This window comes from Kitasatospora mediocidica KCTC 9733 (assembly GCF_000744225.1).
Taxonomy (GTDB): Bacteria; Actinomycetota; Actinomycetes; order Streptomycetales; family Streptomycetaceae; genus Kitasatospora; species Kitasatospora mediocidica.
The window spans coordinates 120,543-146,182 of record NZ_JQLN01000001.1 but is presented as its reverse complement, the minus strand read 5'-3'; the positions used below and the strand labels follow the sequence as shown (position 1 = coordinate 146,182).

Annotated in this window: 24 protein-coding genes and 2 pseudogenes; 18 read left to right on the top strand and 8 right to left on the bottom strand. The window is 66.4% G+C overall.

The annotated features are described in order from the left end of the window. Nucleotides 1–29: 29 nt before the first annotated feature. Nucleotides 30–1,229: a zinc-dependent alcohol dehydrogenase gene (locus BS80_RS00635; RefSeq protein WP_051965543.1), complete on the bottom strand. Its 1,200-nt coding sequence runs from the start codon at nucleotides 1,227–1,229 to the stop codon at nucleotides 30–32. 370 nt (nucleotides 1,230–1,599) lie between these two features. Here BS80_RS00635 and BS80_RS00630 point away from each other — a divergent pair, with 370 nt between their 5' ends. The 6 genes from BS80_RS00630 to BS80_RS00605 all read left to right on the top strand — a co-directional run bounded on the left by BS80_RS00630 (nucleotide 1,600) and on the right by BS80_RS00605 (nucleotide 6,721). Beyond that, complete coding sequence (locus BS80_RS00630; RefSeq protein WP_035791433.1) at nucleotides 1,600–2,952, top strand: phosphomannomutase/phosphoglucomutase; 1,353 nt, start codon at nucleotides 1,600–1,602, stop codon at nucleotides 2,950–2,952. 120 nt (nucleotides 2,953–3,072) lie between these two features. After that, a complete protein-coding gene (locus BS80_RS00625; protein ID WP_157535714.1) occupies nucleotides 3,073–3,306 on the top strand; it encodes a hypothetical protein in 234 nt (77 codons plus the stop codon). Nucleotides 3,307–3,509: 203 nt separating this feature from the next. Next, nucleotides 3,510–4,082 carry a hypothetical protein gene (locus BS80_RS00620; RefSeq protein ID WP_157535712.1) on the top strand — a complete coding sequence of 191 codons (573 nt, stop codon included), beginning with the start codon at nucleotides 3,510–3,512 and terminating at the stop codon, nucleotides 4,080–4,082. A 413-nt stretch (nucleotides 4,083–4,495) separates the two neighbouring features. Beyond that, the gene (locus tag BS80_RS00615; RefSeq protein WP_035791427.1) at nucleotides 4,496–5,101 is read left to right on the top strand and encodes a hypothetical protein; all 606 of its coding nucleotides are present in this window, start codon (nucleotides 4,496–4,498) and stop codon (nucleotides 5,099–5,101) included. 59 nt (nucleotides 5,102–5,160) lie between these two features. After that, nucleotides 5,161–5,550 carry a hypothetical protein gene (locus BS80_RS00610; protein ID WP_035791425.1) on the top strand — a complete coding sequence of 130 codons (390 nt, stop codon included), beginning with the start codon at nucleotides 5,161–5,163 and terminating at the stop codon, nucleotides 5,548–5,550. 121 nt (nucleotides 5,551–5,671) lie between these two features. Further along, the gene (locus BS80_RS00605) at nucleotides 5,672–6,721 is read left to right on the top strand and encodes a hypothetical protein (protein WP_035791423.1); all 1,050 of its coding nucleotides are present in this window, start codon (nucleotides 5,672–5,674) and stop codon (nucleotides 6,719–6,721) included. A gap of 164 nt (nucleotides 6,722–6,885) precedes the next feature. On the opposite strand, the gene BS80_RS00600 is transcribed toward BS80_RS00605, so the two are convergent. After that, nucleotides 6,886–7,734: a hypothetical protein gene (locus BS80_RS00600; RefSeq protein ID WP_035791421.1), complete on the bottom strand. Its 849-nt coding sequence runs from the start codon at nucleotides 7,732–7,734 to the stop codon at nucleotides 6,886–6,888. Between the two features lie 942 nt (nucleotides 7,735–8,676). Here BS80_RS00600 and BS80_RS00590 point away from each other — a divergent pair. The 3 genes from BS80_RS00590 (at nucleotide 8,677) to BS80_RS00580 (ending at nucleotide 11,492) form a co-directional block, all read left to right on the top strand. Continuing rightward, on the top strand, nucleotides 8,677–9,687 hold the full coding sequence (locus BS80_RS00590) for a hypothetical protein (RefSeq protein WP_035791418.1): 1,011 nt from the start codon (nucleotides 8,677–8,679) through the stop codon (nucleotides 9,685–9,687). A gap of 197 nt (nucleotides 9,688–9,884) precedes the next feature. Further along, nucleotides 9,885–10,697, top strand: a complete 813-nt coding sequence (locus BS80_RS00585; RefSeq protein ID WP_035791416.1) for a transporter substrate-binding domain-containing protein — start codon at nucleotides 9,885–9,887, stop codon at nucleotides 10,695–10,697. 33 nt (nucleotides 10,698–10,730) lie between these two features. Then, nucleotides 10,731–11,492 carry an SDR family NAD(P)-dependent oxidoreductase gene (locus BS80_RS00580; protein ID WP_035791414.1) on the top strand — a complete coding sequence of 254 codons (762 nt, stop codon included), beginning with the start codon at nucleotides 10,731–10,733 and terminating at the stop codon, nucleotides 11,490–11,492. A gap of 225 nt (nucleotides 11,493–11,717) precedes the next feature. Here BS80_RS00580 and BS80_RS00575 read toward each other — a convergent pair whose 3' ends face one another. Then, nucleotides 11,718–12,044 carry a hypothetical protein gene (locus BS80_RS00575; RefSeq protein ID WP_035791413.1) on the bottom strand — a complete coding sequence of 109 codons (327 nt, stop codon included), beginning with the start codon at nucleotides 12,042–12,044 and terminating at the stop codon, nucleotides 11,718–11,720. A gap of 277 nt (nucleotides 12,045–12,321) precedes the next feature. Between BS80_RS00575 and BS80_RS00570 the strand changes: the two genes are divergently transcribed. The 8 genes and pseudogenes from BS80_RS00570 (at nucleotide 12,322) to BS80_RS00545 (ending at nucleotide 19,784) form a co-directional block, all read left to right on the top strand. Continuing rightward, a complete protein-coding gene (locus BS80_RS00570) occupies nucleotides 12,322–12,513 on the top strand; it encodes a hypothetical protein (RefSeq protein WP_035791412.1) in 192 nt (63 codons plus the stop codon). After that, entirely contained in the window at nucleotides 12,497–12,973 is a 477-nt protein-coding gene (locus BS80_RS43975; protein ID WP_083974004.1) for a transposase, read from the top strand. The genes BS80_RS00570 and BS80_RS43975 overlap by 17 nt, the downstream gene beginning before the upstream one ends. A gap of 82 nt (nucleotides 12,974–13,055) precedes the next feature. Further along, nucleotides 13,056–13,184, top strand: a complete 129-nt coding sequence (locus BS80_RS43360) for a hypothetical protein (protein ID WP_269676082.1) — start codon at nucleotides 13,056–13,058, stop codon at nucleotides 13,182–13,184. Between the two features lie 244 nt (nucleotides 13,185–13,428). Continuing rightward, entirely contained in the window at nucleotides 13,429–14,031 is a 603-nt protein-coding gene (locus tag BS80_RS00560; protein WP_035791410.1) for a hypothetical protein, read from the top strand. Between the two features lie 291 nt (nucleotides 14,032–14,322). Further along, nucleotides 14,323–16,188 (top strand): annotated as a pseudogene (locus tag BS80_RS00555) (MFS transporter); the annotation flags it as partial. An 81-nt stretch (nucleotides 16,189–16,269) separates the two neighbouring features. Continuing rightward, on the top strand, nucleotides 16,270–16,824 hold the full coding sequence (locus BS80_RS41450; RefSeq protein WP_198045421.1) for a phosphoribosyltransferase: 555 nt from the start codon (nucleotides 16,270–16,272) through the stop codon (nucleotides 16,822–16,824). A gap of 902 nt (nucleotides 16,825–17,726) precedes the next feature. After that, nucleotides 17,727–19,403, top strand: coding sequence for a hypothetical protein (locus tag BS80_RS00550; protein WP_035791409.1), 1,677 nt, complete (start codon nucleotides 17,727–17,729; stop codon nucleotides 19,401–19,403). Between the two features lie 42 nt (nucleotides 19,404–19,445). Further along, nucleotides 19,446–19,784, top strand: coding sequence for a hypothetical protein (locus tag BS80_RS00545; protein ID WP_035791407.1), 339 nt, complete (start codon nucleotides 19,446–19,448; stop codon nucleotides 19,782–19,784). An 882-nt stretch (nucleotides 19,785–20,666) separates the two neighbouring features. Here the strand turns inward: BS80_RS00545 and BS80_RS40200 are convergent. The 5 genes and pseudogenes from BS80_RS40200 to BS80_RS00525 all read right to left on the bottom strand — a co-directional run bounded on the left by BS80_RS40200 (nucleotide 20,667) and on the right by BS80_RS00525 (nucleotide 24,556). Beyond that, the gene (locus tag BS80_RS40200) at nucleotides 20,667–20,831 is read right to left on the bottom strand and encodes a DUF4158 domain-containing protein (protein WP_157535710.1); all 165 of its coding nucleotides are present in this window, start codon (nucleotides 20,829–20,831) and stop codon (nucleotides 20,667–20,669) included. Nucleotides 20,832–20,883: 52 nt separating this feature from the next. Next, nucleotides 20,884–21,009 (bottom strand): annotated as a pseudogene (locus BS80_RS38830) (hypothetical protein); the annotation flags it as partial. 261 nt (nucleotides 21,010–21,270) lie between these two features. Continuing rightward, nucleotides 21,271–21,591, bottom strand: coding sequence for a GYD domain-containing protein (locus BS80_RS00535; protein ID WP_035791406.1), 321 nt, complete (start codon nucleotides 21,589–21,591; stop codon nucleotides 21,271–21,273). 211 nt (nucleotides 21,592–21,802) lie between these two features. Continuing rightward, on the bottom strand, nucleotides 21,803–22,414 hold the full coding sequence (locus tag BS80_RS00530; protein ID WP_198045388.1) for a cyclase: 612 nt from the start codon (nucleotides 22,412–22,414) through the stop codon (nucleotides 21,803–21,805). 888 nt (nucleotides 22,415–23,302) lie between these two features. Continuing rightward, complete coding sequence (locus tag BS80_RS00525; RefSeq protein WP_198045387.1) at nucleotides 23,303–24,556, bottom strand: hypothetical protein; 1,254 nt, start codon at nucleotides 24,554–24,556, stop codon at nucleotides 23,303–23,305. Nucleotides 24,557–25,307: 751 nt separating this feature from the next. Between BS80_RS00525 and BS80_RS00520 the strand changes: the two genes are divergently transcribed. Then, on the top strand, nucleotides 25,308–25,637 hold the full coding sequence (locus BS80_RS00520; RefSeq protein ID WP_035791404.1) for a helix-turn-helix transcriptional regulator: 330 nt from the start codon (nucleotides 25,308–25,310) through the stop codon (nucleotides 25,635–25,637). Nucleotides 25,638–25,640 lie beyond the last annotated feature (3 nt).

The window sequence follows — 25,640 nt, the reverse complement described above, 5'->3', positions numbered from 1 at the left end:
CCGGACCGTCCCCGCGCGCCGCGCGGCGATCAGCCGGCCGGGTTGAGCACGCCGTCGGACAACCGGTGGTGGCCGACCGCTCCGAGTGGAGCGAGGACACGCTCGCGGACCGGGCTCCCGGCCTGGTCGGCGGCGGGGGTGCTGGGGACGAGCGCCCGGCGGGCATCGCCCGCGAGCATGGACGTCTTCATCGACGAGGCCGCGCCGTACTGCTCGAAAGCCCTGATCACGGCCGCTTCGTCCTGGAGGTCGATCGCCTCGCTGAACACCGGCGAAACGTCGACGAGTCCGCTGGTCATGTAGTGGAGGGCGATCTCCAGGACACGGGCCGAGCGCGCCATCGGAAACGAGCTGACGTCGAAGGGGGTCGCGCGCAGGGTCAGGCCCTTGGCGAGGATCGACCAGGTGTTGATCCGCTGGGGTATCGCGCTGGCGCCGTAGACCACATAGGTTCCGGCCGGCCGCAGCAGGCCCATCGCCAGCTCCCGCACGTCCGGTCCGTTGCCCGACTCGATGCAGGGGAGGGCGTCGAACACGTAGTCCACGACCTGGCCGTGCTCACGGGCGGCCATCTCCACCAGCTCGTCCGCCTGGCCGATCGGGTCGAACACCCGGGCCGCACCGTAACGGGCCGCGACCAGCAGCCGGTCGGTGTTGCGGTCGAGGACCATCACCTCGGCGCCCATGACCTTACGCAGCACCTGCAGGGCGAGAATGGCGCTCGGGCCGGCGCCCAGAACGGCGCAGCGGTCGCCGGGGCGTGGGGGGTTGAGGAGCAGCGAGCGCAGGACCGAGGTCAGCGGCTCCACCGCGGTGGCCAGCTCCGAAGGGAGGTCCGGGGGGATGATGATGGCTGCCGCCTGGTCCGCGTCCATGAAACCGCGGTCGGTGAACCAGCCCGTCTCCTCGGTGTGCCCGGGAAGAATCGGACGGATGGCGCGGTATTCCGCCATCCCCCCGAAGTCCGTCTGCCCCCAGTAGGACATCCGGTCGCCCACGTGCACCCGGGAGTTCAGCCGGGAGCCGACCTCGACGACCCGCCCCACGTATTCGTGTCCGGGGGTCAGCGGCCACACCGACGAGGAGAGGTGTCCGCGGTGGTAGGAGACGTCCGTCGAACAGATGGAGACCGCCTCCGTCTGCAGCAGGGCTTCGTCCGCTCCGCACGAGGGCACCGCGGATTCCTTGATACGAAGTGAACCGGGCCGTGCCATTTCGTATGTGTACATGAGCCGCTAATCCTTCATGGGCTTTGACGGTGGGCTGGGGCGATCTCGGCATAAGCGCGGGATCCTAGCGAGGGTCTTTCTCGCGAAGTGCCCTTTCGGTCCGCTCCTCCAGCATGGGCGAGCCCCAGCCCACGGGACGGCAGCCGTCCGGACGTGGAGGGGTTCCGGGCGGCCCAGCCGCCCGGGGGGCGCCGCAGCATCCGAGCCGTCCCCCGATCGGGGGACGCCGGCGGCTGTGCGCCCCGGCTACCTTGGCCCGGTCTGCTCAGCAGCCACCGCGACCTGCTGCGGAACGAGGCACGCTGGACCCGGCAGGCGTTCGCCCTGCCATCTCCCAACGCTCCGAAACCGCAACCCCGGAAGGCAGCTCATGCCCGACTACTCCCACCTCGTGAAGGCCTACGACATCCGCGGCGAGGTCCCCCGGCAGCTGAACGCCGACCTCGCCCGCAAGGTCGGCGCCCTGTTCGTCCGCCTCACCCAGGCGGAGCGGATCGTCATCGCCCACGACATGCGCTCCACCTCTCCTGAGCTGGCCGAGGCGTTCGCAGCCGGGGCAACCAGCGCCGGTGCCGATGTCATCGACGCCGGACTCGGCTCCACCGACTACCTGTACTACTGCTCGGGCAGCCTGGATCTGCCCGGTGTGATGATCACCGCCAGCCACAACCCCGCCCGGGACAACGGCATCAAGCTCTGCCGCGCCGGGGCCGCCCCGATCGGCGAGGACACCGGCCTGGCCCGGATCCGCACCTGGCTGGAGACCGGCGACATCCCCGAACCGGCTCCCGTCCATGGCACGGTCACCCGGCGCGAGATGCTCGCCGACTACGCGGCCCACCTCAACTCGCTGGTCGACCTGTCGGGCATCCGCCGCCTGAAGGTCGCCGCCGACGCCGGCAACGGCATGGCCGGCCACACCGTCCCGGCCGTCCTGGCCGGCCTGCCGATCGAGCTGGTGCCCCTCTACTTCGAGCTGGACGGCACCTTCCCGCACCACGAGGCCAACCCGCTGGACCCGAAGAACCTGATCGACCTTCAGGACCTGGTCAAGAAGTCCGGAGCGGACATCGGACTGGCCTTCGACGGCGATGCCGACCGGTGCTTCTTCATCGACGAGAAGGGCCGGGCCGTCGCCCCTTCCGCGATCGTCGGCCTGGTCGCCGCCCGCGAGCTCGCCAAGGACCCCGGCTCGGCGATCATCCACAACGTCATCACCTCGGCCGCCGCCGTGGAGGTCATCCGCGAGCACGGCGGCACCCCCGTTCGCTCCCGCGTCGGCCACTCCTTCATGAAGGCCCTGATGGCCGAGCACAACGCGGTCTTCGGCGGCGAGCACTCCGGCCACTACTACTTCCGCGACTTCTGGCGCGCCGACACCGGCATGCTCACCGCCCTGCACGTCCTGGCCGCCCTCGGAGAGCAAGAGGAGTCCACCCTGTCCGAGCTGGTCGCCGCATACTCCCGCTACGTGGCCTCCGGGGAGATCAACTCCCAGGTCGCCGACGTTCCCGGCACCCTGGACGCCGTCGAGGCCGCCTATCGGCGCCACGACCGCGTCACCACCGACCGGCTCGACGGCCTGACCGTCGACCTGGGCGACGGCCGCTGGTTCAACCTCCGCCCCTCCAACACCGAGCCCTTGTTGCGGCTCAACGTCGAAGCCCCGGACGAGGCCGCCATGGCGGCCCTGCGCGATGAGGTCCTCGCCCTCATCCGCTGAGGTTGCGTCAGGACGGCGGGCCCGGAACACCTGGTCGCTCCGGGCCCACCCGGTGCCTCACTGCTACAGGGCCCTCCACGGTGCCCGATCGGTGGATACCGGCCGTTGCCCGCAGCCCCCGTGACTGTGAGTTCCTGCACGTCCGGCTTCAAGTGCCCGAAGACCATCGCCGCCGGAGCTGTCGCGACTGTCAGCACGGGGGACGGGGGGCCCGGCACCGTCGCCTACGTCGGTGGGGGCAACGCCACCTACTCCATCGGCGTCAACGTCTCCGGGACTGCGAGCAGTTGCACGGTCTCCTCCCCTGCGACCTGCAACGTCGACGCCAATGGCACGGCCTACATCACCCGGTGAGTGCGGCCGCCGGAGGACGGCGCGCACCCCGGCACGCACACCCGCCCCGCGGTAGTCGATCACGACCGGTCACACCCCGACCCCGCATTCGACCTCTCAAGCCCATCGGCTGAAGGCCCTCGCGCGCCTGGCGGGCAATGGCCCGAACGGATGCCCTTTGCGGCATATGCCCTGGTCGGCTCAGTGTCGAGGATGGACCGCGCGTGGATGTCATCGACCGCTTCCGGCCTCGTTACCGACGGCCGGCCCGGGTCGGTGTCCCATGTCGTCAGGTCAACCAGACAACGAGGAGATCGACTGTGCTGCCAGATTTTGAGAATTTCTCGGGCCTGAGCTTCGAGGAGCGCCAGGCGGCCGAGAGGCAGGACGTCGCCGCGGTCAAGGAACTGATCGACCGGAGAATCACGCCCTACCTTCATGACGTGATCGACCATCGGAGGGTCAGCGCATGTGTTGAGAGCCTCAACACCGCTCTCGATGCCTGGGCCGCCGAGGTCGCTGCGGCCGGAGTTGCTCTCGAAACCGGTCTTGCCAACGCATTCGTGGAACGGCAGTCCCAGCTGAACGCGACGCATGGCCATGGATACGCTGCGAAACCCGAAGAAGTCATGCAATCAGTTGCGGACGACTATGCGGCCGTCGTGGAGGAAGCCACGGCCCGCCTGAACGAAGCCGTCGCCGCCTTCCAGTGGAACTTGTCCGGGTGGAGCGGCGAGCAGATCTGGGCGGGGATTTGCGTCGCTGCCGAAATCGTCTATTTCCTGACACTGCAGTAGGAGGGACTTTATCGTCGGCATTCTCCGGCGGACATCCCGCACGACATCAGCGGGTTGATCCTGAGGAGGGGGCCGGCACTATCGGCGTGCGGCCTCGAAGGAGAGGACCACGCCGTGCTGGAGCCATGGGCTCCCGACTGCGCCGAGGCGCGGTCGGGAGCCCTGTTGTGTTTTTCGAGCGCCTGTGTTTTTCGAGCGCCGCCCGGCGGGTGGAACCGGAGGTCCTCCCGGATGCACCCGTATCTGCCCGAACCGGGTCGGGACAGATGGCTCATCGGCTTCCCGGGGCGGCCTGCCGACGCGAGACGGATGCTTCTAATCTCATCCCCAGACGGAAGTACGACCCTCGGCGCCGGTCGGCGGCCGGAAGAGGCTCCGATTTCCTATGAGAGTTCCCCAGCGAAGGAGATCCAGTGACTGACCTCAGTACGATCGATTGGGTGATCGACTACGGGACCGTTATCGGCGCGGTTCAACCCTATGTCTTCTCGAACATCACCACGCTCGACGCAGCCGTCACCGCTGCGACGGGCGCGCTGACAGCCGACGAACAGATGCCCGAGTTCAACCGGCTGAAGGCTCGTTGCGTAGAGGCTTTCCCGGAAGATGAGGAGGTCGTCGTCCAGGCGCTTGTTTTCGCGCTGACCACCTACTTCGACGACGTGGACAAGGTCTTCAAGGTCCAGGACGACGAGGGGCAGTGGTACTCGGTCGCGTATCCGACGGCTGAATGGATACTGATTCCGAGTGCCGAGGACTACGGCGGCGGCGAGCAGGAGAACGGCGGCGGCGACAAGGGCGGGTACGGGAACACCTCCGAGTTGCCCGCCGGGTCCCCTGCCAAGAAGGTGGCCGAGCAGGGCAGTATGCCCGCCACTCAGGACGTGAGTACCGCCGGAGTGGTCGCGCTGGCGGTCGCCACCGTGGAGAGCTTCAAGAACAAGTACCCGGAGCAGGCTCGGGATTTCACTCCGGACCAACTGGCGGAAATGACGGCGAAAGCGATTTCGAAATTGTGACACAGAATTTCGAAATCTAGAGTCCAAATCATAGAGCGACGCAGGAGAGGATTTGCATCATGGCAGACGACGAGCTGGTCAAGTGGGCTCCAGGAGCCCTCGCCTTCCTGGCCCACGAGCAGGCCCAGACGACCGCAGGGAAGAAAGCGATAGCAGACCTGGGCAAATCCCTGGGGTCGGAGGCCGCTGTCCAGGGATGGCTGGCCTCCAAAATCTCGGTAGTCGCCGCCAAGGCGACAGCAGAGCTGACAAAGACCCAGGCCGGCGCAGGACCGGCGGGGGAGCTGGTGTTCGTGGAGACCGACCGGGGTCGGGTGCCGAAGGGCGCCACCGAGATTCCCTTCGCAGAACTCCTGGACGGCGATGGCATGCTGACCGATCGGGTCGACCTCGAGCTGACGAAGATGTACAACACCGTGATGGTCGGAAGCATCAGCTGGGCCAATTGAGGCCCTGGAGTCCGTTGTTATGGAGTGATTGACGGACGTCACACTCCATGCCGCTTCTGCGTGACTGCGGAGAATGCGGCTGTCATGTGCATAATTCATCGTCAAGAATGTGAGGAATCGGATGTCAGAGCCGAGCAGCAAGGCGGTCGACTATGGTTACGGCCCCATGCTCCGTTTCACCCAGGCCGCTAACGTTCTCATGGGGATCAAATTCGCCAGCACCGGCGTGAAGACCTTCGGGGCCGTGGCGCAGTACATCTACAAAACAAGCGGTGCCGGGGTCAAGATGGCGGCTGCCAAGGACAAGAGCACGCTGATGCACCTCGGAAAGGGTGCCGAAGATGCACTGAAGAGTTCCTTGCCCCCGGTCCACTTGAGGGCGCGGGAGGCTGTATTCGGGTTCGCGAGCGAGTATGATCCCAAGGGATACTTCTTTGCGTCGAAAGATGGGAAGATCATCTCCTGGGGGGACGGAACCCTCAGCGCTTCAAGCACTGCACAGATCAAGCTTCGCTATGAGGTCAAGAAGTACTCACTGAAGTTCGGCGGGGACAAGAAGGGCAAGGATAAGGGTGCTGAGCCGGCGGAGCCGAGTGCCGAATATACGCTTGATTTCGTGGCACTTGAAAATCCGTCAATGGAACTCGTGGCAGCAAAGTCGGGATCCGGAACCACGCTGTCCATTACTGGTGACTTTGAGACCGGTAAGGATGACAATGAAATAGGTAGCGAGTGGTGGGCATTCAAGATCGGCTGGGAGGAGCGGTTTAACATCACGCAGACCTCGATGTCCGAAACTATCACCATCAAGGTCTATGCGAACGGTAGAATCGAGTACTCCGGCAACTTCAAGTCGGCCTGCAAATACTACGACGTCAGTCAATTCGAGTCCGATGGGGAAGCTGTTGCAAATGCGCAGCGGAACCTCAAGATCGCGGAGGCCTTCTCGGAGGAAAAGGGCTACCCGGTGAATGAGGCGCCAGAGCTGCTCACGGAGCGGGATCGGAGTTTGGTGCAACCGGTCCAGACCTTCGAAATGGAAACGTACGACGATGGTGCGCGACCGGGGAACGCAGGCAAGGCCCAGCGCCTGCAGGACGAGTACGAGCAGCTCTACGTTGTGGACGAGGAGTCGCGCCTCCTCCCTTACCAGAACTTCACTGTGCTCTGAGCTGATCCGCTGGATGGTGGTCATCTGACCATCGGGGCCAGCCAGACGCTTGTGAGGGCTCCTGCAGGGGCGAGACCTGTCCCGGGCCCGCAGGAGCCCTCACAAAGCGGGCCCCTCGGATCGCGCCCGCGTTTGCGCTCTCGACGTTGACCGGGCGCCCCCGATCAACGGGGGAACTTCACCGATTCCATGCCGGCGATGGCGACCGGGGTCGGCACCGTGTTCAGCACGCGGACATCGCCGCCGACGGTATAGACGGTGCAGGTCTCGTCGGCGTCCACGGTGGCGCTGTCCGTGGCGATGACCGTGCTTCCTGCGAGAGCCGTGACATGGGCGGTGCCGCCGGCCTTGATCCAGCAGCCGCGGCCCACCACCGTGGCCCGGCTGTCTCCGGCCCCCGCTCCGGTCACTCCGTGGCCCGTCGCGTCGATTCGGGCTTCTTCATGCCCATGGACCGTTCCCGCCACGATGTAGACCGAGGCCGGCCCCCACGCGTAGACGGTTCCGCCGTTCGCCCGCACTGTCCCGTCCGTGGCGACGACGACCGCCTGGCCGCTGGCGTGGACGGTGCCGTTTTCCCGGGAGTGGAACGTACCCCCGCTGACGACGGCGGTGAAGGTCCCCCAGCCGTAGGTCTTTCCGCCGGTGCAGATCAGCGGCCTGACGGGATTGAACGCGGAGACCGTCCCGCCGGAGACCCTGGCGGATCCGCCGACCATCATGACGTAACCGCCGACGCAGTCGACCGTCGAGTTCTCGGCCCTGACCGTGGCCGACTCGTCGACCGTGATGCGGCCGCCGTTCCTGACCGTGACGTCGGACTCTCCCATCGCACGAATCGGCCGTCCTGCGTGGCCGTCGACGACGAATTCGGCACCTTGACGGTGATAGAGGCGGATCTCCCGGGCATCGGCATCGCCGCCGGACGGGAGACGGAGGGCTGCCTCCAGGCCCCGCTGCGTGTAGACGGCGAGGGGCTCCGGGCCGAGCTCGGCAGAGTGCTCCCGCGCCACGCGGGGAACACCGCTGGGGTGGGGCGCGTCCTGGGCCTGCCTCTCGCCGGAGGTGCGTCGCCGAACACCGTTGTGCGGACCGGGCTCGGGGGAGCCCGCGACCGGCCGGTCCGGCGCGCTTCGCGGGTCCCTCCTGGCGAGGCTGGAGGAGTTCTCGCGCTCGGGTCCCGCCGAGGGCGAGGGATCGTTCGCCGGGATGTCCATGAAATGCCTTTCGCGGTGACGGTATGTCGTGTCGGCTGCCCGTCGGCCCTTCCCCGGGCGGCTGCCTGTTCGATCGGGCGCCGAGCCGTCGGCCGACCCGGGGCAGCGAGGTATCGATCGTCGGACCGTCACGATGACGCCACCCGTTCAGTGTCGGGGCCGACCACCGGGGACAGCCGACGCCAACGCTCGCAGCCGTGCCCGGCCGGGAAGCCGGTGCCGGTGGGTCAGCGCGTCATGCTGCAGGGTCCTCAGCGCTCGTCCCTCGCGACGTCCCTCGCTTCGGCCGGCAGTCGGGTGGGCCGTGGAGCCCCGATCAGCAATCTACAGAAATCTGACAGTAGGTCAGCTGCACCGAGGGGCATCCCTTCGGGCAAGGAGGCGCGGTCGCCGGCCGGCGCGCCGTCCGCGAGCATGCGGTCCCCGCGGCCGCTGCCCAGGACGCCATCCGTAGTCACGGCCATCCGTAGTCACGGTCACTCAACGCAACGGGGAACCCGGCGAGTCCCGGGACGCCGACGGGAGCGCAGCCGGATGCCGGAGGCGCCACTGGTCATCGGGTCCGGATGCTCACTGGAGCCGGGGCCGACTCGGCCCGGACAGGCAATCCCGCTTCCCGAACGGATACCCGTAGAACACAGGCCAGGGCGGACGCCCAGGGATCAGGCTGAGCACCGCAGTCCCCGACAGACACCCCGGGGCCCAGCCCCGCCCTCCGGCCGCGCGAAAGGCACACCCATGGAACCCCGCCAGCTGAACACGGACGAGCTGACCCAGGTCGCGAAGCACCTGCCGAACTCCTTCGCGCAGGTCAGCCGAGGATGGCAGCAGCAGGTCGCGGGCCAGGCCCGGAGCATCTCGACGCAGGAAGAACTCGACTGGTCTCTCGCCGGCCCCACCGTGGTCATCTTCGCCCCAGCCGACGGCAGCCAACTCACCATCAACCACACGCCCGCAGCAGGATGGAGCCAGGTCCACGGCCCCCACCCCCTGTACGCCGTCGACGCCGGACACCTCCAAGCCCTCGACCGGGCCGTCATCACCACCGTCAACGGCGGCACCACCCACCTCCACAATCACTCCACTGTTGCCGCCGTCAACGGCGGCACCGTCATCCTGCACGACCACGCCGCCGTGGCCCTCGTCCACGACGGCACCGTCGACCTCCACGACAACGCCTCCGCCGGCACCATCCGCGGCGGCCACATCAACGTCCGCGACCACGCAAGCGTCACGACCATCGCGGGCGGCTGGAGCATCTTCGGCGACCACGCCACCGCCGACACCATCCACGACGGCTACGCCTCCCTTTACAACCACGCTCACATCACCACCGTCACCAACGGCACCGTCAGCCTGTGCGGCGAATCCACCACCGACACCGTCGACAACGGCGAAGTCGACCTCTTCGACCGGGCCACGGCCACCACCGTCCACAACGGCCGTGTCACCATCCGGCACAACACCACTGTCACCACCATCAACAACGGCACCGTCGAGATCTACGGCCATGCCACCGCCGACACCATCCACGACGGCACCATCACCGTCCGCGAGAGTGCCACGGTCAACAACGTCACTGGCGGCACCATCACCGCCACCGGCCGAGCCGTCATCGGAAACGTCACCGGCGGCATCATCCACGCCTACGACCAGACCACCATCACCGCCAGCAACGGGCTCATCCACCGCTACTCGCCCTACATCACCATCCACAACCACGGCGCCGCCATCCACGACTGCTTCTAGGTTCCACTCTCTCCCGTGAGCGCACGCGTGCTCGCTGCCGTGCTCGGGGTGATTGTCCGCGCCCTCGTGCCGGCAGCCCGCGCACACGGGTCGGGAAGGGCAAGCCGCCCCCCGTCCCCCCGATCGGATGACAACCGCCTGGTCGGCGGGCCCATAGCGTGGGAGAGCGACTGTCGGATCATGAAAGGCCAGAAGGTATGTTCACCACCCCGCGGAAGATCACACTGAGTCTCCTTGCCTGCGCCGCCGTTGCGGCGCCGTTGGTCGCCTCCAGCACGCCGGCCGCTGCCGCGGTCGAAAAGACCCGACCGACGCGAGAGAAGACGCTGAAGGTGTGCACCACCGGCGACTACAAGCCGCTCACGTATCGCGACCCTTCGAGCGGGAAGTACAGCGGGATCGATGTTTCCATGGCCCGCAACTTCGCCCACTACCTGAAGGAGAAGCCGGAGTTCGTGCCGACGTCCTGGCCCACCCTGATGAACGACATCGCCACACCCGGCAAGTGCGACATCGCGGTGGGCGGGATCTCCATCACGCCGCAGCGCCAACAGCAGGCCGACTTCACTCAGCCGTACCTCATGGACGGCAAGACGCCGATCACCACCACCGCGAACGCCGCCCGTTTCCAGACCATCCAGCAGATCGACAACAAGAACGTCCGCGTCATCGTCAACCCCGGCGGAACCAACGCCGACTTCGTCAAGCAGTACCTTCCGAACGCCACCGTGATCACCTGGCCGGACAACAACACGATCTTCGACCAGATCCTCCAGGGCCACGCCGATGTCATGATCACCGACGCGATCGAGGCGAAGTACGAAGCCGCCCAGCACCCCGGCCTGGTTGCCGTCCATCCCGACAAGCCGTTCACCACGGCGGAGAAGGCCTACATGCTTCCCAAGGGCAGCAAGCTGACCGGCAAGGCCGACACGTGGCTGGCGCGCGCCTTGCAGAACGGCACGTTCCAGCGGGCTTACGACCGCTGGATCAGCACGCCGTCAGCCTAGGAGCCCACGCACCTTCTACCGCAGGAGCGAGCCATGGGGAGAGTGGACGGCAAGGTCGCCGTCGTCACCGGGGGAGCGGGCGGAATCGGACGGGAGATCTGCCGGCTGCTGCTGGCAGAGGGAGCCCTGGTCACCGCAGTCGACATCGTGGACGGCAACGAGGCGGACGAGGAGCACGCCAAGGAGCTCCCGCACCGCTACCTGCGCATCGACATCACCGACGGGCGCGCGGTGAAGATCGGTCTCGACGAGATCGCCCGGGATTTCGGTTCGATCGACATCCTGGTCAACAGTGCTGGAGTCCTCGGCCCGGTGAAGCCCTCGCACGAGACGACCGAAGAGGAGTTCGACCACCTCTTCGCGGTCAATGTCAGAGGCGTGTGGCTGAGCACCAAATACACCGTGCCGCACATGCTCCGCAGTGGCGCCGGAAGCATCGTGAACATGTCATCGGTGAACGGCATGGTCGGTGGCTCCACGATCCCCCTCTACCATGCGACAAAGGGCGCTGTGCGGCTCATGAGCAAGGCGGACGCGGTGACCTACGCCAGGCACGGAATCCGCGTGAACTCGGTGCACCCGGGGTCCATCGAGACTCCGATGAGCAGTGCACTGTCCGACAGTTCCTCCGGTGATGCCGTGGACAGTTCGCGGCGCTGGCTCGAAGCCACGCCCATGGGGCGCCGAGGATCGCCTAGGGACGTGGCCAACGGTGTGCTCTACCTCGCATCGGACGAGGCCCGGTACGTCACGGGCACCGAACTCGTGATCGACGGCGGCTACACCGCGACCTGATCGGCGCCCTGCGAGCGGATCGGCCGACGGTGAAGCTGACAGCCTGCAACGACATCGAGGCTCCGATCCAGAGCGACGATTGAAGTCGCCCGTCAATCGGAGCCTCGATATATTCGCAACGGTTGCCCACAACCGCCGGGAACCCGTCGTGAACTGCAACGTCGTGGGGTCACCAGGACATTGGATCAGCCCTGCCCCGCCAGACCTGAAGTTCGCACCTCACCATTAGAAGAGTCCAATGGTCTCCTTGATTTCGTTCTCAATCAGCGCGATATTTTGATGAATGACGATCACCTCGTCCTGCATTCTCTTGCGGGCCCCGTACAGGTCGGGAAGCTGATTCGCCGCAGAAAACGGATCCACCGCCATTTGATCGAGTACCGAGTTGTACTCCTCAGTGAACGCGGTGTACCAGCGCGTCGCGGTTATCAAGCTATCGAGACTGACCTCACCTGCCAGCAACCAGAAATTGTCGAACGGGCCAGAAAGGTTCGCATCGCACGTACTTTCGTAGTTCATGCACGTCTGCGCGTCGTTCGGGTCAGCAGGCATTGGTTTCTCCTTGTCGAGAATGCGTCCGGGGGTGCCACGAAAGTGGCGCGCGAGTTAAGTCGAGAATGCCGGGGGAGGCCTTTCGAGTAGCCATTCCGGAGTGTCCTCAACCCCAGAGTACGAGATCCTTGCCCGCGGTCCCACGCGTATAAGGAAAGCCGGATGTGAATTCTGCGATGTCCGAAAAACCTCCCCTTCGGGACAGCGGGATGCTTCTACCTCCTTCTGTCGGACTCGGCGTCGATGGGGGCGGTCGCCTCGGCATCCCGGCCACCAGGTGATTCCCGGCAAGATCCGTACCGAGGACATGGTGATCGCCGGTCGGATCTTCCCGGGGGAGCAGATCGCCCAGGCCGTCGTCGCGATGCCTCGCAAGGGACACATGGTCATGGCCGACCTGCACAAGTTCGGCTGCCCGACGGCAAGTTGGTCACCGGTGGGCTTGATCCGCTTTGACGGACACCTCTGATCATGGGGAAGAGAAGCCGCGCCCTCGTCGCTCGTTCACGCCGGAGTGCAAGGCCGAGATCGTCGAGCTGTGCCGTCGAGGTGACCGCTCGGTCGGTCAGGTCGCCAAGGATTTCGACCTGACCGAGACCGCGGTGCGCGACTGGGTGAAGCAGGCCGAGGTCGACGCCGGCGAGCGCGACGGCCTGACCAGCGACGAGCGCGAGGAACTGGCCAGGCTGCGGCGGGAGAACCGCCGACTGCGCGAGGACGTGGACCAAGAGCTTTCCCGACCTCGACGACTGCCCGGCCCTGCTCACCCTGATCGGCGCACGGCCCCCGCCGGGCGCAGTCCCGACAGCCGCGATGTCGACCTCCACCTCGCGGTCGAGCAGGTCGACTTCCGCGCCGGCGACGGCATCGCCGCCCGCCCCGACCAGCGTCTGGTGGACACGCTCGCCGCCTTCACCGGCCACCGCTGACCACCGTCCGCCTGTCCGCCCCGCAGCAGAGGAGGAGGACCGCCGTGTCCGCCTCGATCGCCACCCTTTCGACACCGTCCGGATGGCCGGCGTCTTCACGGCCTGGTACGCGGTCGCCATCACCGTCGTAGCCGCTGTCACCGCCCCCACCTTCGAACGCCGACGCGACACACGCGACGTCCTCAAGATCCTCCTGCGCAACACCCGGTAGCGGGTGCGAAGGTGGTGCTGCCATCCGAGCCGCATCGGTTTTCATCCCGGGTCAAGGGGCGAAAAGGCAGGCCTGGCGTGCATGCCCTCGTCTGCCTGATTGACCTAGTGGTGCCACTCGACCGCCTCGGCCTGCTCGAAGATGAACTGCAGTAGGAACTTCTGACCGGCGACATGACAGGCCGGGAGAGCCGAACCGCTCGGTCAGCCTTGTGAGATTCTGTCGAGTCGTCTGGAGCTGACACATGGAAGACTATGCCGCACACGAATATCGAACCATTGCCACGGTGGATGTCACCGACCAGGCCGAGGTTGTGGCGGTCGCGGACGCACTGTTGGGGCAGGTTGACAATTTCGAAAAACTGACAAGGACCGTTCAGGCCGACGACCAGTTCGACGCCGCCGAGGTGGGGGAGAGGATGAGGGAGGCCGTCGCACGATGGCGGGACACCCTCGGCAGTCTCAACCTCTACCTGACGCCGGAATCCTTGGCGATCCGCGTGGACCATGCCGATTTAATGCACCTTGTCACGACTCTCGGTGAAGAAGGTGCAGAGGAGGCGGTGCGGCGGTCCGTCGAAGGCTTTGCGCAATGGTACGCAGCCGAACTGACTGTTGTGAACGAGGAAATGGCGGATAGCCTCGAAGACTTCGAGGACGCCTACAGTTCTGCGGTATATCTGCGAAGGCATGACGAACTGTTCGGCATGGAAGATCAATTGATCCGGACGGCATCGGCTGCCCTGGATGCCCACAGGCGGGCCTTCAGCAGTCTCATGGAAAACGCAGGGATCCTCGTGAACGGCCTCGGTGAGCTGGTGCTCAAGGCCTTCGGGAAGAACTGGTGACCCCGTCGCGGCACACACGAGTCCACCCCGGATCCTGCTGATTTCCGGCACGGCGGACTTCGCGCGGTGCTGTCACATCGGCGCCGGCGCCGCGCAGCACCGATCCCCACCAGTGGGCGGGCCTACTCGAAGGTGCCCGTTCTTCTTCCCCATCGTGCAGCTCGTCGGAAGTTCGGAACTGTTCTCGATCCACCCGTCCTCGTTCCCAAGGAGATAGGCGTGGAAATCTACAAAGAACACTACTCCGGGTACGGCCAGTATGGGGAGCTGGTATCCGCGGCTGCGGATGACATGGAAATCTACAGCATAGACACCGATCTTGGTAAATCCTTCCACCGCCTTTTCGATTCGGCCGTGCTGTTCGATCAGATGCAGTTCCGGAACATGGAGGTGAAGGGGAGGGGCGAGAGCCTGCGGTCTCCCAGGGGGGTCCACGGAGGCCGCGCCCTCGTGCGGGATTTCCGCTCCTCAGGCCGCCGATTACAGCTGCACCAACCGTATCGGCTCCGGCAACGGCTCCGATGTCACGGATGTCGTGGTTTCCCGGCGGTAATCCCCACGCCGGGAGTCGACAGGGCGGCCGGGCCGATCGTGGTGGCATACGCCGGTCGGGCCCGGCCGCTGCCCCGACTGAGGATCATCTGCCCGGTGGACCGATCGGGTGGTCCGGACAGCCCCACCGCCGCGGCAGGCTGGACCGGCAGTGGGGCACGGCCCGTCGGGACCCTGTCACGACGCGGCGGCGCAGCGGCGAACCGGCGACGCTCGGCGGTTGCCCGAGACCCGGCTGCCGCTGCGGTCGGGTCGCCGACAGGACAAGACAGGACAGGCAGGACAGACATGGCAGCCCCACCAGCCCTCGCACACGGGGACGTCGCCGCGCAGCGTGATCACCGAGGCCGGCAGCTGCGGTCCCGTCTGAGACTCACCACCCAGATCGGCCAGGGCATCGACGGCTATGTGCTCGGCGGCCTCGGGGCGGCCCTGCCGGCCATCTCACGGGATCTGGCCATGCCTGCCTGGTGGGCCGGGCTGGTTGGCGCCTCGGCCCTGATCGGCATCTTCGTCGGCGGGCCGCTGTTCGGCTGGTGTGCCGACCGCTTCGGCCGCCGACCGGTCTTCCTCGCGGACATCCTGCTCTTTCTCACCGGCTCCGTCCTCCAGTTCTTCGTTGACGGCGCCTGGCAGTTGTTCGCGGTCCGTCTGCTCATGGGCATCGCGATCGGCGGCGAATACGCGGTCGGTGCACCGCTGTTGTCGGAGTACGCCCCCGCCCGCAACCGCGGCAGGCTGCTCGCGAGCCTCGAAGTGAGCTGGTACGTGGGCTACATGGCGGCGTTCACCGTCGGCTACCTGCTCGCGGGGGTCGCCGGCGGCTGGCGCTGGACCCTGGGCAGCAGTGCCTTCATCGCTCTGATCTGCGTCGCTCTGCGCAAGAACCTTCCCGAGTCCGCCCGCTGGCTGCTCAGTCGCGGCCGACGCACCGAGGCGGAGGAACTCATCCGCCGCTACGGAGTGGAGATCGACACCGACGCCGAGCACGCCGCCGCCACGGCCGACGCCGCCCGCGGCGGCATCCGGGCGCTGTTCAACTCCGAGTACCGGCGAGCCACGATCTTCGTCAGCACCTTCTGGAGCGCCCTGGTGCTGCCCTACTTCGCCATCAACACCTTCTCACCGCAGGTCCTCGCCTCGCTGGGACTGCGCTCCGAAGCGCTGGCCGGCTCCCTGGCCGCCAACGCCGTCGCTGTCGTAGGCGTCACCATCGGCTGCCTGTTGGTGGAACGCATCGGCCGCCGCAAGCTCCTCATACCGCCCCTGTGGATCACCGCGGCCGCCCTCGCCGTCCTGGGCCTGTGGCCCACCGCCCCGATCTCCGTCGTCCTCACCTGCTTCCTCGCCTTCGCACTGCTCAACGCCGCCTCCTCGACGCTCACCGCGGTGTACCCCCTGGAGGTTTTCCCGACCCTGCTCCGCACGACCGGAGTGGGCTTCGCCACCGCGATGAGCCGAATCGGCGCAGCCGTTGGGACCTTCCTCCTGCCGGTCATCCTCCAACACGCCGGAGCGGGACCCACCATGCTGATCGGTGCGGCCGTACTCGCCGTCGGAGCGCTTGTCTCCCACCGACTCGCCCCCGAAACCACCGGCCTCGACCTCGCCCACACCGCACAGACCAGCACGCCGAAGGCCGCGATCGGTTCCTGGCGTCCCGACCGATCGGTGCCCCGGTACTTGATGCGCGCCGAGCCGCCCCTGAGACTGAACGATGTGACTGACGAGCGCGAGACCCTGGACTACCAGGCATTCGGACGGGCGGTGCGCGAACTCGCGCAGACGATCGCCGACGACGGGTACGAGCCCGATCTCATCCTGAGCATCGCGCGTGGCGGCGTCTTCGTGGCCGGCGGTCTGGCGTACGCGCTGGACTGCAAGAACATCCACCTCGTCAACGTCGAGTTCTATACGGGCGTGGGCGCCACACTCGACATGCCCGTCATGCTGGCGCCCCTGCCTCAGGCGATCGACTTCTCCAACAAGAAGGTGCTGATCGCCGACGACGTCGCCGACACGGGAAAGACGCTGGAGCTGGTGCACAACTTCTGCCTCAGCCACGTCGCCGAGGTGCGGTCCGCCGTCCTCTACGAGAAGTCGCACTCCTTGGTGAAGTGCGAGTACGTATGGAAGCGGACCGACGACTGGATCAACTTCCCGTGGTCGACGGAACCACCGGTCGTCAGGCGCGGTGGCCAGGCGCTGCGGCCACCGGGTGAGGTCCTCGCCCCGGACTGAACGACGGCGTGCCGGGCCGGCGATGCCGCGCCACCTGCGCCCCGCCGCCCGCTGCACCCCGGTCGCCTGTACGAGGCGGCTCGACCGGCTCGGCCGCGGACACTTCTGGCTCGTCGGCCGCCCTGACCGGATGCTCGCCTGCGACGCTGCCGTCGCCAACCTCGCGGTGGAGGAGTACGGCGAACGGGTGCGGCAACTGAGCTTCACCGCAGTGGGTTTGGATGCGGACGGGATCACTGCTCTGCTCGGCTCCTGCCTGCTCACCAATGCCGGCGAACGGTGGTCGGCCTCCCGGTCGGCATTCCAGCAGAGGCTTCGGCGCATTCCGCGGGGCAGCAGGGTTTCGGTCAGCTCGAATCCGATCCGCCGGCCTCCCCGCGCCGGCGACCGGCGAGCTGTTCGGCCCCGGCTCACCCGGGTGATCAACACATCCGGCCCGCATCGCAGGTCACAGCTGCTCCCTCACGTCGACAGTGCTGCGATCAGCTCATCGCCACCGGCGCAGTCCTCCGGTCGGTGGAGGTGCACCCCAGTGCATCAGTCCGCCGCATGGAGGAGTGGAACGGTGCACGGGCCGGGGCATGGTGGTGGGAGCTCCTGGAGGGGGCATGCCAGGGCGCGGCGGTCCGCCATCGGCCCGGTGGCATCGTCGAGTTAGGAGAGCGCCGCCGGCCCCGCGCGGTGACCCACTGCGTGCAGGTCTGCTGCGGCAGAAGAAAAGGCTCATGATTCAAAACGTTCTGTGCCGGGCTCGTCGCGGCGTCGTGCGGTCATTTCCGGGGTGCAGCGCCTCCGCGTCTCGTGCCACAGGCCGTACACCCCTCCGCCCGCGCGCGATATGAGCAGCACGGCTGCCGCACACCCCTCTCGCCAAAAGATCTCAAAGGAACTGGTGACCACCTATGGAGCCACGCAAGCACCCCGGCTTTAACGTCACTGTGACCCAGCCTGCCGAGACGTATTTCGACATCGCTCCGACCCCGCGCACCAGGGCAACGGAGGACCGCAGGGAGATCGAGGTCACCGTTACGGCGGTCGGCGCCGGCGATCACCATGATCTCACTCCCCAGCTCGGGGGCGATATCGTCGTTCCGACGGAGGATAAGGAGCTTGCCGAGCTCGTCATCAGTGATGGGCTCACTGTCGGGCAGAGGGAGGCGGTGCTGGATGTCGCCGAATTCTATCTGACATCGACCAGCTGGGATGTTGGCGAGGAGACGGATTGGGAATGTCGCAACCAACGCGCCTACTTTCTCAACGAGTACCCGTATGGCTGGCCCACCTACTACTACCTTCCGAATCTTCTGGCCAACCTTCACCACGAGCCGGACAGGAAGTGGATCGACGGGCTCATCGAGTACCTTGCGGTCGACGGGAGCGCAGCCGCGCCGAAGCTGGCCGGCCTGCTCGGCAAGGCGCTGGAACTGAATCTTGGAATGGAACTCTATTCCGGACTCCTGTGCGACGAGATCGAGAAGTACGAGCTCCTGTACCTCAGGTTCCGGCAACAGATCTTCATCATGTACGCGGACGACACCAAAAGGCGGCAGCGTGCCATTCTTGGCTTGCCGGAACCGCAGCCGGGCGTAGAGTATCAGCGGCCGGCCGCACACTCGCCGGAAGCGAGGACCGTCACAGAAGCAATTTCTGCGGATGTCGAGGTCAAGACACTCCAGCTGCAGGCGCTTCAGAGAAAGGTCCTGCACGACCTTGCGGAAGTGAAGAGGTCAGTCGTGCTCGACATGCTGGAGCGGAAGACGTTCGCATTTCCCACTCCGTCCGTCTTCCTGCCGGACGATGAGAAGCGCAAGGAGAACGAGCGAGCGGCCGATGCGGTGGCGGCCAAGTTCCGGGCGGCGGCGCAAGCGGCGAAGAACGGCGGAACATTGTCCGCGCCGGACCTGCTTCGCCAGATGGCCGGTCTCATCGGCCAGGCTACGACCCAGGTCGCGACCAACGTCGGCCTGGATTTCCTGCTGAAGACCTACGAATCCAGCATGATCAAGGCCTTGAACGATCTGGAGGAGGTGGGGGGAAACGAGCGCGCGGCGGTGCAGAAGACCCGTGACTCCATTCGGATGACCATCCAGATCGGTGCGAACAACTACGCCGCGGCTGTCACCAAATATATCGAGAAGTTCCAGGGGCTCGGCTGGCAGTCGCTGAAGTTCGACAACCTGTGGATAAAGCCCTCGCCGACCGGATATCGAGGGATCAACTCCCAGTGGTGGTTCGTGCTGTCCGAGGACGAGATCAAGGAACTCTCTGAGAAGGACAGGCTCGCTTTCGGGGCCCTCGTGTTCGCCAAGCCGGTCTTCGCCGAGATCCAGTTCCACACCCCTGATTCGTTCTATATCAAGCAGGAAGCCACGCATGAAATCTATGACGAGCTGAAAAGGGTTAATACCGGCACCGCAAGCGAGACTCCCACGGAGAAGAGTGAACGGCTGGCGAAGAAGAGCAAGCTGATCAAGCAGTTGACCGACGTGCAGAACCAACTGGCGGACGTGACACCGCCCGGCGTACTGGAAATCGTGCCACCGGTTCGGGAAGAACCTCCGGTCGACTACAACTTCTGAACCGCCTCAGGCTGTACGGGAAACTAGCAGGGAAGAGAAATCATGTCCGCTGAAGAGACGTTCAGGAAGATCATGGAGAAGGCGGTCGCCGCTGACCGGGCCTATTCCGCTGCGGATTACAGTGGAGCGGCTGCCCTGTACGGTGAAACACTTGAGCTGCTCAACGGTCTTGCCGCTGTCGGCGTCGACGTCAAGAAGGAGATCCAGTCCGTCGCGACCATGGTCGCGACGTCGGCGGGGCTCGTAGAGGACAGCAAATGGGCCGACTGGGCGAAGAGCACCATCGACGCTGCTCCTCATGTCACCGTTGCTGACATCGAGAAGGTCATCGGTGTGCCGATCGATGCGCTGGCCGATCCCGTTGACGAGCAGCCCGGCTAAGCCCTGTTCGTGGTCGCGATCCGCGGTCATCTCGGCGGTGGCACATGTGGGTGGCGCGACGTGCACCGACACCTCAGCGGCGTTGGTGATCAGTTGATCACCCCAAGCCCGCCCGTTACCTGCCCTCACCCCCTCACCCCTCACCTCTTCCCCTCCATCCACCTCCTGACCCGCCGCCGAAGCCGTGTGCAGAGAGGTCGAACCAGTTGCCTTCCGGATCTATGGCCCGGTATTCCGCGAACGGACGGTTCGTGAAGCTCACGGCGGGCTCGTCCACGCCAGCTGTAGTGCAAGACTCTGATGACGTCACTGCCGATGCCTCGGTGTCCGGGATAGGGTTCGATCTTGGGGGTGGCATCCCCGCAGTTAACTGCCCCGTATACCAGGGCCACCAGACCTATCTCAAAACCCAGAAGTACAATACCAATACAGGCTGGCGAGTTGTCCCAGGATTCGAAATAGTAGCCAATTCCGATGGCATGGATTTTTCCATGGACCAAACCGGATGGAGTGGATACAACACCGCTCAGCTCCCGCCCCCCGCGCAAGGCACAAAACATACAGGAATTTGGCAGTCAGGCTGGAATACCTACACAAGCTGGAATCACAGCAATGGAAGCTTCACCATTCGTATCCACTGCACGATATTCCCAGACAGAGCGTGGTAAAGGAAACAATGGCATTGCCACGCTCATGGGTGACTGATCGGCCGACCGCGTGCAGGGCGTAGTGAGCGCTGGCGGGGGCTGTGGTCAGCTCACAGAGAACGCCACGCGTGTCCTCGTCCTATCGCGCCCCAGTGGTTCCGTTCGCCCAACGGTCTCTGCGACCGTTGGGCGAACGCTTTTCGGGTATTGCTCCCCTGACCTGCGCATTCAGGGTTCAGAAACAGGCTCTCACCCTCACCGCGCTCGCCACCAGCCGCCGCACCTGGCCCGGCGTCGGCGGCTCGATCCGTTCGTTACGGCACCGGGCCACCACCACCGCCTCCGCCAGCCACTGCGTCAGCTTGGCCTGGTCGTCCTCGGTGGTCTCCCGGAAACCCATACACGGCACGGATCTTCCCCCGGTGCCGTTTGATCGATCGGCTGGCCCACTTTTAGGAGGCCCACTCCTGGGCCGGCACCTTCACCTGCTGGGCCACGTACTCCACTGCGGCTGCTGGCACCTCCGCCGGGCCTTCCAGGAACCGGGCCTGGACCTCGAAGAACTTCAGCAGCAAAGCCCAGCCGGTTCGCCCCGGACTTGTGCCGCAGCCGCTTCATGTCCTCTTCCAGCAGTGTCCAGACGGAGATCAGCTCCTCCGGCTCCCACTCCTACTGCACGACCAGGCCCTTCCATTCGACATCGACCACTCCGGCGTGATCAAGATGCCGACGATCGGCCGTACCGGGACGGGAACACCCAACCCAGGACAACACGCCGTCACATCGGCTACAGAGAGCTACTTGTCACTTCGCCGTAGCTGTGCGAGCGCAGGGCCGGCTCAGGCACCGGGTGGCGCGAAGTCGACCGAGCGTCGGGCGGCCGTATCGACTTCGTCTGCGGTGAGAAGGGGGACGGCGGACGACCGCACGGCTCCCGTTGCCTTCACGGTCATCGCCACGGCCGCCATGGTGAGGTGGTCCGGGAAGTCCAGAATGCAGTAGAAGTCGTCGTCTCCGTAGGCGAAGTACATCGCTTCGAGCGATCCGCCGCACGACGTCACGACGTGTTCCACGGCGGCAAGGCGCCCACTGCCGCCATCGCGGAGGACACCTTGGAGGCCCTCGGCGGTATAACTGCCACGCACAAGATACTTCGGCATCTCGCACTCCGATGTCCGCGTCGAGCGGTCCGGGGCGAACCGCCCACAGGCTCTACTGTCACACGGATCGGCAGGCCGGGCAGTCCGACGGATGATCGACCGACCCGACGGGTGTCCCTGGCCGCGCCCCCTGCCGTTCAACGTGATCGTGCCGCCGACTCGGCGTCGGGCGACACGGTCACGGGCCCCGTACTCTTCTCGTGCCGTTCGGCTATTGCACGGTCGTGGAGCTGAGGACGGGGTTGGGCGACGGGTAGCAAGCGGTGGGGACGCTGAGGGTGAACAACCAGAACGGGACGCTTGCGGTGAAGGTGAGTCCGGGATCGGCGTAGCTGCTGCCGGCCAGCCGGGTGTCGATCGTGGTGCCGGACGCGCCGGCGGTGAGGTCGAGGGTGACCTTGGGCAGGGTGAAGGAGCTGCCGCCGGCGATGGGGCCGGGCACGTTGAGGACGATGGTGGTCCCGTTCTCACTCACGTTCGGCGTGCCGCTGCCGAGTCCGGAGCCTCCGGAGAGCGTCACGCCGTTCAGGGTGGCGTTGGTGGGGATGGGCATGGTGAGCGTGAGACCGCTGATGGAGTTGACGGTGTAGCCGCTGACCGAGACGGGCACCGTCAGCGCATCCGGTGCGATCGACACGGCGAACGTGCTGCCGGCCGTCACGCTGGAGGGAGCGTTCGCGGTGACGCCCTCGTCGAGGGAGAACGTCTGGGCGGCGATGATCGGCGGCGAGGCCTGGCACTGCAGCGGGAGCGGCGCGTCCTGGGCGGCCGCCGGGTTCGCGGCGAGCAGGCCGAGCAGGACCCCGGTGGCGAGGAGGCTCACGAATCGAGTCGAGGACAGCAACGAGCGCATGATCACCCTTTCGATCGGACGAAGTGCCTGCGAGACGTCACGTCGGGCGCGTCTGGCAACCCGGCGGACCAGGCATGGAATGTGCTGCGGAGCCGGGCGACGGCGGAGCGCCGAGCCGCGCCGTGGCGGGTGCGGGCGTGCCGCGCGTCTGGGGCCGGGCGCTTCGCAGGATCGTGCTCGACTGTGCGAATCGGAACACTGGCACACCTCTCGATCCGGCGCGGCCACGCCCGCCGCAAAGCAGACATCCCATGCTCATGCCAATCGGCTGGTTGTCGTCTCTGTCCCTCACTGCGCCGCGACGATCCCGCTGCCGCTGGTGACGGTGGGAACGTCGCCCGTCACGGCACTACCGCCCATCCCTGCGCGGCGGACCGTGAACTCCTCCGTCGCCCCGAACAAGCCGGGCAAGGAGAACCGAAAAACTCCATATCCACGACAGGCCCTCCTCCGTAGGGTGCTCAACTACCCACCGCCCGACGCCGGCCGATCGGGAGTGTCGGATGGGGTGGACTGTCCCGTCGGCGGCTCTCGCCCGGCGAGGAACGGTCGCGGTGAAAGGGGAGGGGAGTGACGCGGACGGTGCTGCCCGACGGGGCGAGTGAGGTGGATCTGGGCCGTGCGATCGGCTCCATCCCGACTTCCCCGCCTGCCACTGAGCCGAGCGTTTCCGGCGTCGGCGCCACGGCGCCACCACCTCGCACACGGCCTGGCGCGGCGACGGCTTGGGTGTCCCGGCCGGTGGCGGATGGGGTGCCGTGCGCGGCGTCCAGTCTGCCGCTTCGGCTCCGACGGATCAGTCCGGTGTGCCGGATGTTCTCCAGGATGCCGCGACGTGCCGCGCGGCTGTCGCCACGATCAGGGCGTGGGGCGGGCGGGGGATGTCTGCTGGCAGCCCAGGGTCGAGAGCGAGGCGGTCAGGCGATGGGTGAGGAAGTCGTAGAGGCTCTGCCCCTGCTGCGGGGACGAGGCGGTCGCGGTGAACTGCCTGTCCCGGGCGATCCGTGAAGCACCGACGGTGCTCAGGTTGGTGCAGTACTTCGCCGGGTTGCCGTCCGCCGCGCCGCCCGCGGGTATCTGGTCGACGCCGGCGCGGTAGAGGTCGGTCTTGCTCTGGTTGGGCTGGTTGTCGATCAGGACCATCGGGTCGTTCAGCGGGACGAGCGCGACAGGGGCCGGTTGGCGGGCGGCGGCCTGGAGTTCGTCCAGCGCGAGTGAGGTGGCGGCGTGACCCGGGTCGGCGAGGTCGGGCGCCGTCCACGGCGAGCACCCCAGAGCTGGGTCGATGAAGGCGTCCAGAAGGAGGTTGTCGCTGCCGTTGAGGAGGTCGGTGGAGTTGGTGAGAGTGGCGGAGTTGGCGGTGGTCTTCTGGGCGGTGCGGCCGTGGGTGTCGGCGAGGTAGTCGGTGGTGACGTTGTCGCTCTGGTCCTGGTCGACGACGCTGAAGTCGCGTGTGCTGGGGCAGGTCGCGCCGTCGCGTGCTCGGCCCAGGGGCGGCACGGTGAGTTGGTGTTGCTGGATGGCGGTGTTCGCCGCGGTGAAGAAGGCGGGGGCGTTGCAGTAGGCGAACTGACCGAACGTCGAGCCGGGGCTGCCGTTGACGCAGCGGCCGGTGGCGGTGTTGCCCGCGAGAGTGAGGGTGTCGCCGTTGAAGCCGAACCAGATGCCCACCACCGCGTGTCGCGGCAGCACGGGAACAACCGGCGCGATGGCCGGAGCGCTGCCCTGGTCGATGACCAGGGGGTTGTAGATCGAGATCGCACCCGTGTCGGTGTCGACCACAGTGGCCTGGACGAACGCCGACTGCGCGGCGTTCGCCTCCCGGCAGGGACCCTGGGCCGGGTCGGTCGCGGACAGCACATAGGCGGTCGCCAACCCCTTCGATCCGAGTGGGTCGGCCGGCACGTTGAGCGTGCAGTTCGGGTCGGGGACAGCGGGAGTGCCCGTCCCGCCCGCTGCGGGCCCCGCGGTGGGCGGGACGGCGGCAAAGGAGGCAGCAACCACGCCACCGGCCAGCAGCGTTCCCCCCGCCACCCCCAAGGCGAAGCGCTGACGACGACGCATCCGCTGCCAACGAGAACGATGACGACCGTTGCGAGACGTGACTGTCATGGACGGATCCCTCACATCAGAAAGGAGCAGCAGGCCCACCGCACAGGTGGCCAACTCGGCGCCAGCAGAACGCTCTTGCCGACTCACTGATCGTAGGCACGCGGCGCCGGCCCGCCCCCGCGATCCAGGACCGCCTAAGAAGTCGCTCACGCCGCCCACAGACTCACCTAAGGTCCACCGGCAGCCTCCCGGCACGCGCCCATGCGCACGCCGAGGGTGATGCCGCCATGGCGTTTCAGTGTCAGGCACCTGTGTCGGACGACACCCAGCAGGCCTTCACCGCCGCCGTCGGGATTCACGCCAGTGCACCGGATCGTGTGTCGGCGGGTTGACAGGTGCGCGAAGGGCAGCCCGGTGGGGTGGGAGTGGCGGTCGGCCCGGCTCGGAGGATGGGGAGGTCGAGCCCCGGGGTGTGCGGGGGCTGCCGTTCCGCCCCAGACGGAGGTTGCTTCCATGGAAGAGACAGAGATCGATCGCGGGCGCGCGGCCGGCGCCAGTGGGGGCTCGGCTTGATCTTTAACCTCGCGCGGCGAGGTGGGCTTGGAGTGTGGGTTCGCGTTTGACGGTCTTTCCGACGTCATGGCGGGTGGCCCGTTTCATACCGGCTTCCCGACCCCTGACCAAACCTTGCCGCGCAGGCCTGGGCGTGGGGCCGCCGTCGAATTTGCGGTCATAATGAGGCTTACATGTGGCGAAAAATGTTGCGTAGAAAGCGATGCTCTGTGATACCTTCCTGAATAGGAGGTATGTGATGTCTGAGATCTTCGCGGCGGTGGACGCGCTGCTGGCCAAGGCCCGGGACGGCGGTGACCTGCCGGAACCGGCCGAGCGGGAGCGGTTGCGCAAGGCTGCCGGCCTGACCCAGGTCGAGGTGGCCGAGGCTCTGAAGACCCGTCGGGAGACCTTCGCCAAGTGGGAGAACGGGACCGCACAGCCGCGGGCCCCCAAGCGCGGTGCCTACGCCTTCCTGCTCGCGGGCCTGGCCGACATCCACGGCACCCAGGGCCCGGACGGCTGGCTCACCCTCGCCCGCCGGGCCCGCCCCCTCGGCGCCGACACCGGCGCGACGGAAGGGAAGTGACAC

What these genes read in the sequence shown, in the direction of transcription:
- BS80_RS00635 (WP_051965543.1), bottom strand. Translation starts at nt 1,229, where the DNA reads ATGTACACATACGAAATGGCACGGCCCGGTTCACTTCGTATCAAGGAA.
- BS80_RS00630 (WP_035791433.1), top strand. Translation starts at nt 1,600, where the DNA reads ATGCCCGACTACTCCCACCTCGTGAAGGCCTACGACATCCGCGGCGAG.
- BS80_RS00610 (WP_035791425.1), top strand. Translation starts at nt 5,161, where the DNA reads ATGGCAGACGACGAGCTGGTCAAGTGGGCTCCAGGAGCCCTCGCCTTC.
- BS80_RS00605 (WP_035791423.1), top strand. Translation starts at nt 5,672, where the DNA reads ATGTCAGAGCCGAGCAGCAAGGCGGTCGACTATGGTTACGGCCCCATG.
- BS80_RS00590 (WP_035791418.1), top strand. Translation starts at nt 8,677, where the DNA reads ATGGAACCCCGCCAGCTGAACACGGACGAGCTGACCCAGGTCGCGAAG.
- BS80_RS00585 (WP_035791416.1), top strand. Translation starts at nt 9,885, where the DNA reads ATGTTCACCACCCCGCGGAAGATCACACTGAGTCTCCTTGCCTGCGCC.
- BS80_RS00580 (WP_035791414.1), top strand. Translation starts at nt 10,731, where the DNA reads ATGGGGAGAGTGGACGGCAAGGTCGCCGTCGTCACCGGGGGAGCGGGC.
- BS80_RS00575 (WP_035791413.1), bottom strand. Translation starts at nt 12,044, where the DNA reads ATGCCTGCTGACCCGAACGACGCGCAGACGTGCATGAACTACGAAAGT.
- BS80_RS43360 (WP_269676082.1), top strand. Translation starts at nt 13,056, where the DNA reads ATGGCCGGCGTCTTCACGGCCTGGTACGCGGTCGCCATCACCGTCGTA.
- BS80_RS00560 (WP_035791410.1), top strand. Translation starts at nt 13,429, where the DNA reads ATGGAAGACTATGCCGCACACGAATATCGAACCATTGCCACGGTGGAT.
- BS80_RS41450 (WP_198045421.1), top strand. Translation starts at nt 16,270, where the DNA reads ATGCGCGCCGAGCCGCCCCTGAGACTGAACGATGTGACTGACGAGCGC.
- BS80_RS00550 (WP_035791409.1), top strand. Translation starts at nt 17,727, where the DNA reads ATGGAGCCACGCAAGCACCCCGGCTTTAACGTCACTGTGACCCAGCCT.
- BS80_RS00545 (WP_035791407.1), top strand. Translation starts at nt 19,446, where the DNA reads ATGTCCGCTGAAGAGACGTTCAGGAAGATCATGGAGAAGGCGGTCGCC.
- BS80_RS40200 (WP_157535710.1), bottom strand. Translation starts at nt 20,831, where the DNA reads ATGGGTTTCCGGGAGACCACCGAGGACGACCAGGCCAAGCTGACGCAG.
- BS80_RS00535 (WP_035791406.1), bottom strand. Translation starts at nt 21,591, where the DNA reads ATGCCGAAGTATCTTGTGCGTGGCAGTTATACCGCCGAGGGCCTCCAA.
- BS80_RS00525 (WP_198045387.1), bottom strand. Translation starts at nt 24,556, where the DNA reads ATGACAGTCACGTCTCGCAACGGTCGTCATCGTTCTCGTTGGCAGCGG.
- BS80_RS00520 (WP_035791404.1), top strand. Translation starts at nt 25,308, where the DNA reads ATGTCTGAGATCTTCGCGGCGGTGGACGCGCTGCTGGCCAAGGCCCGG.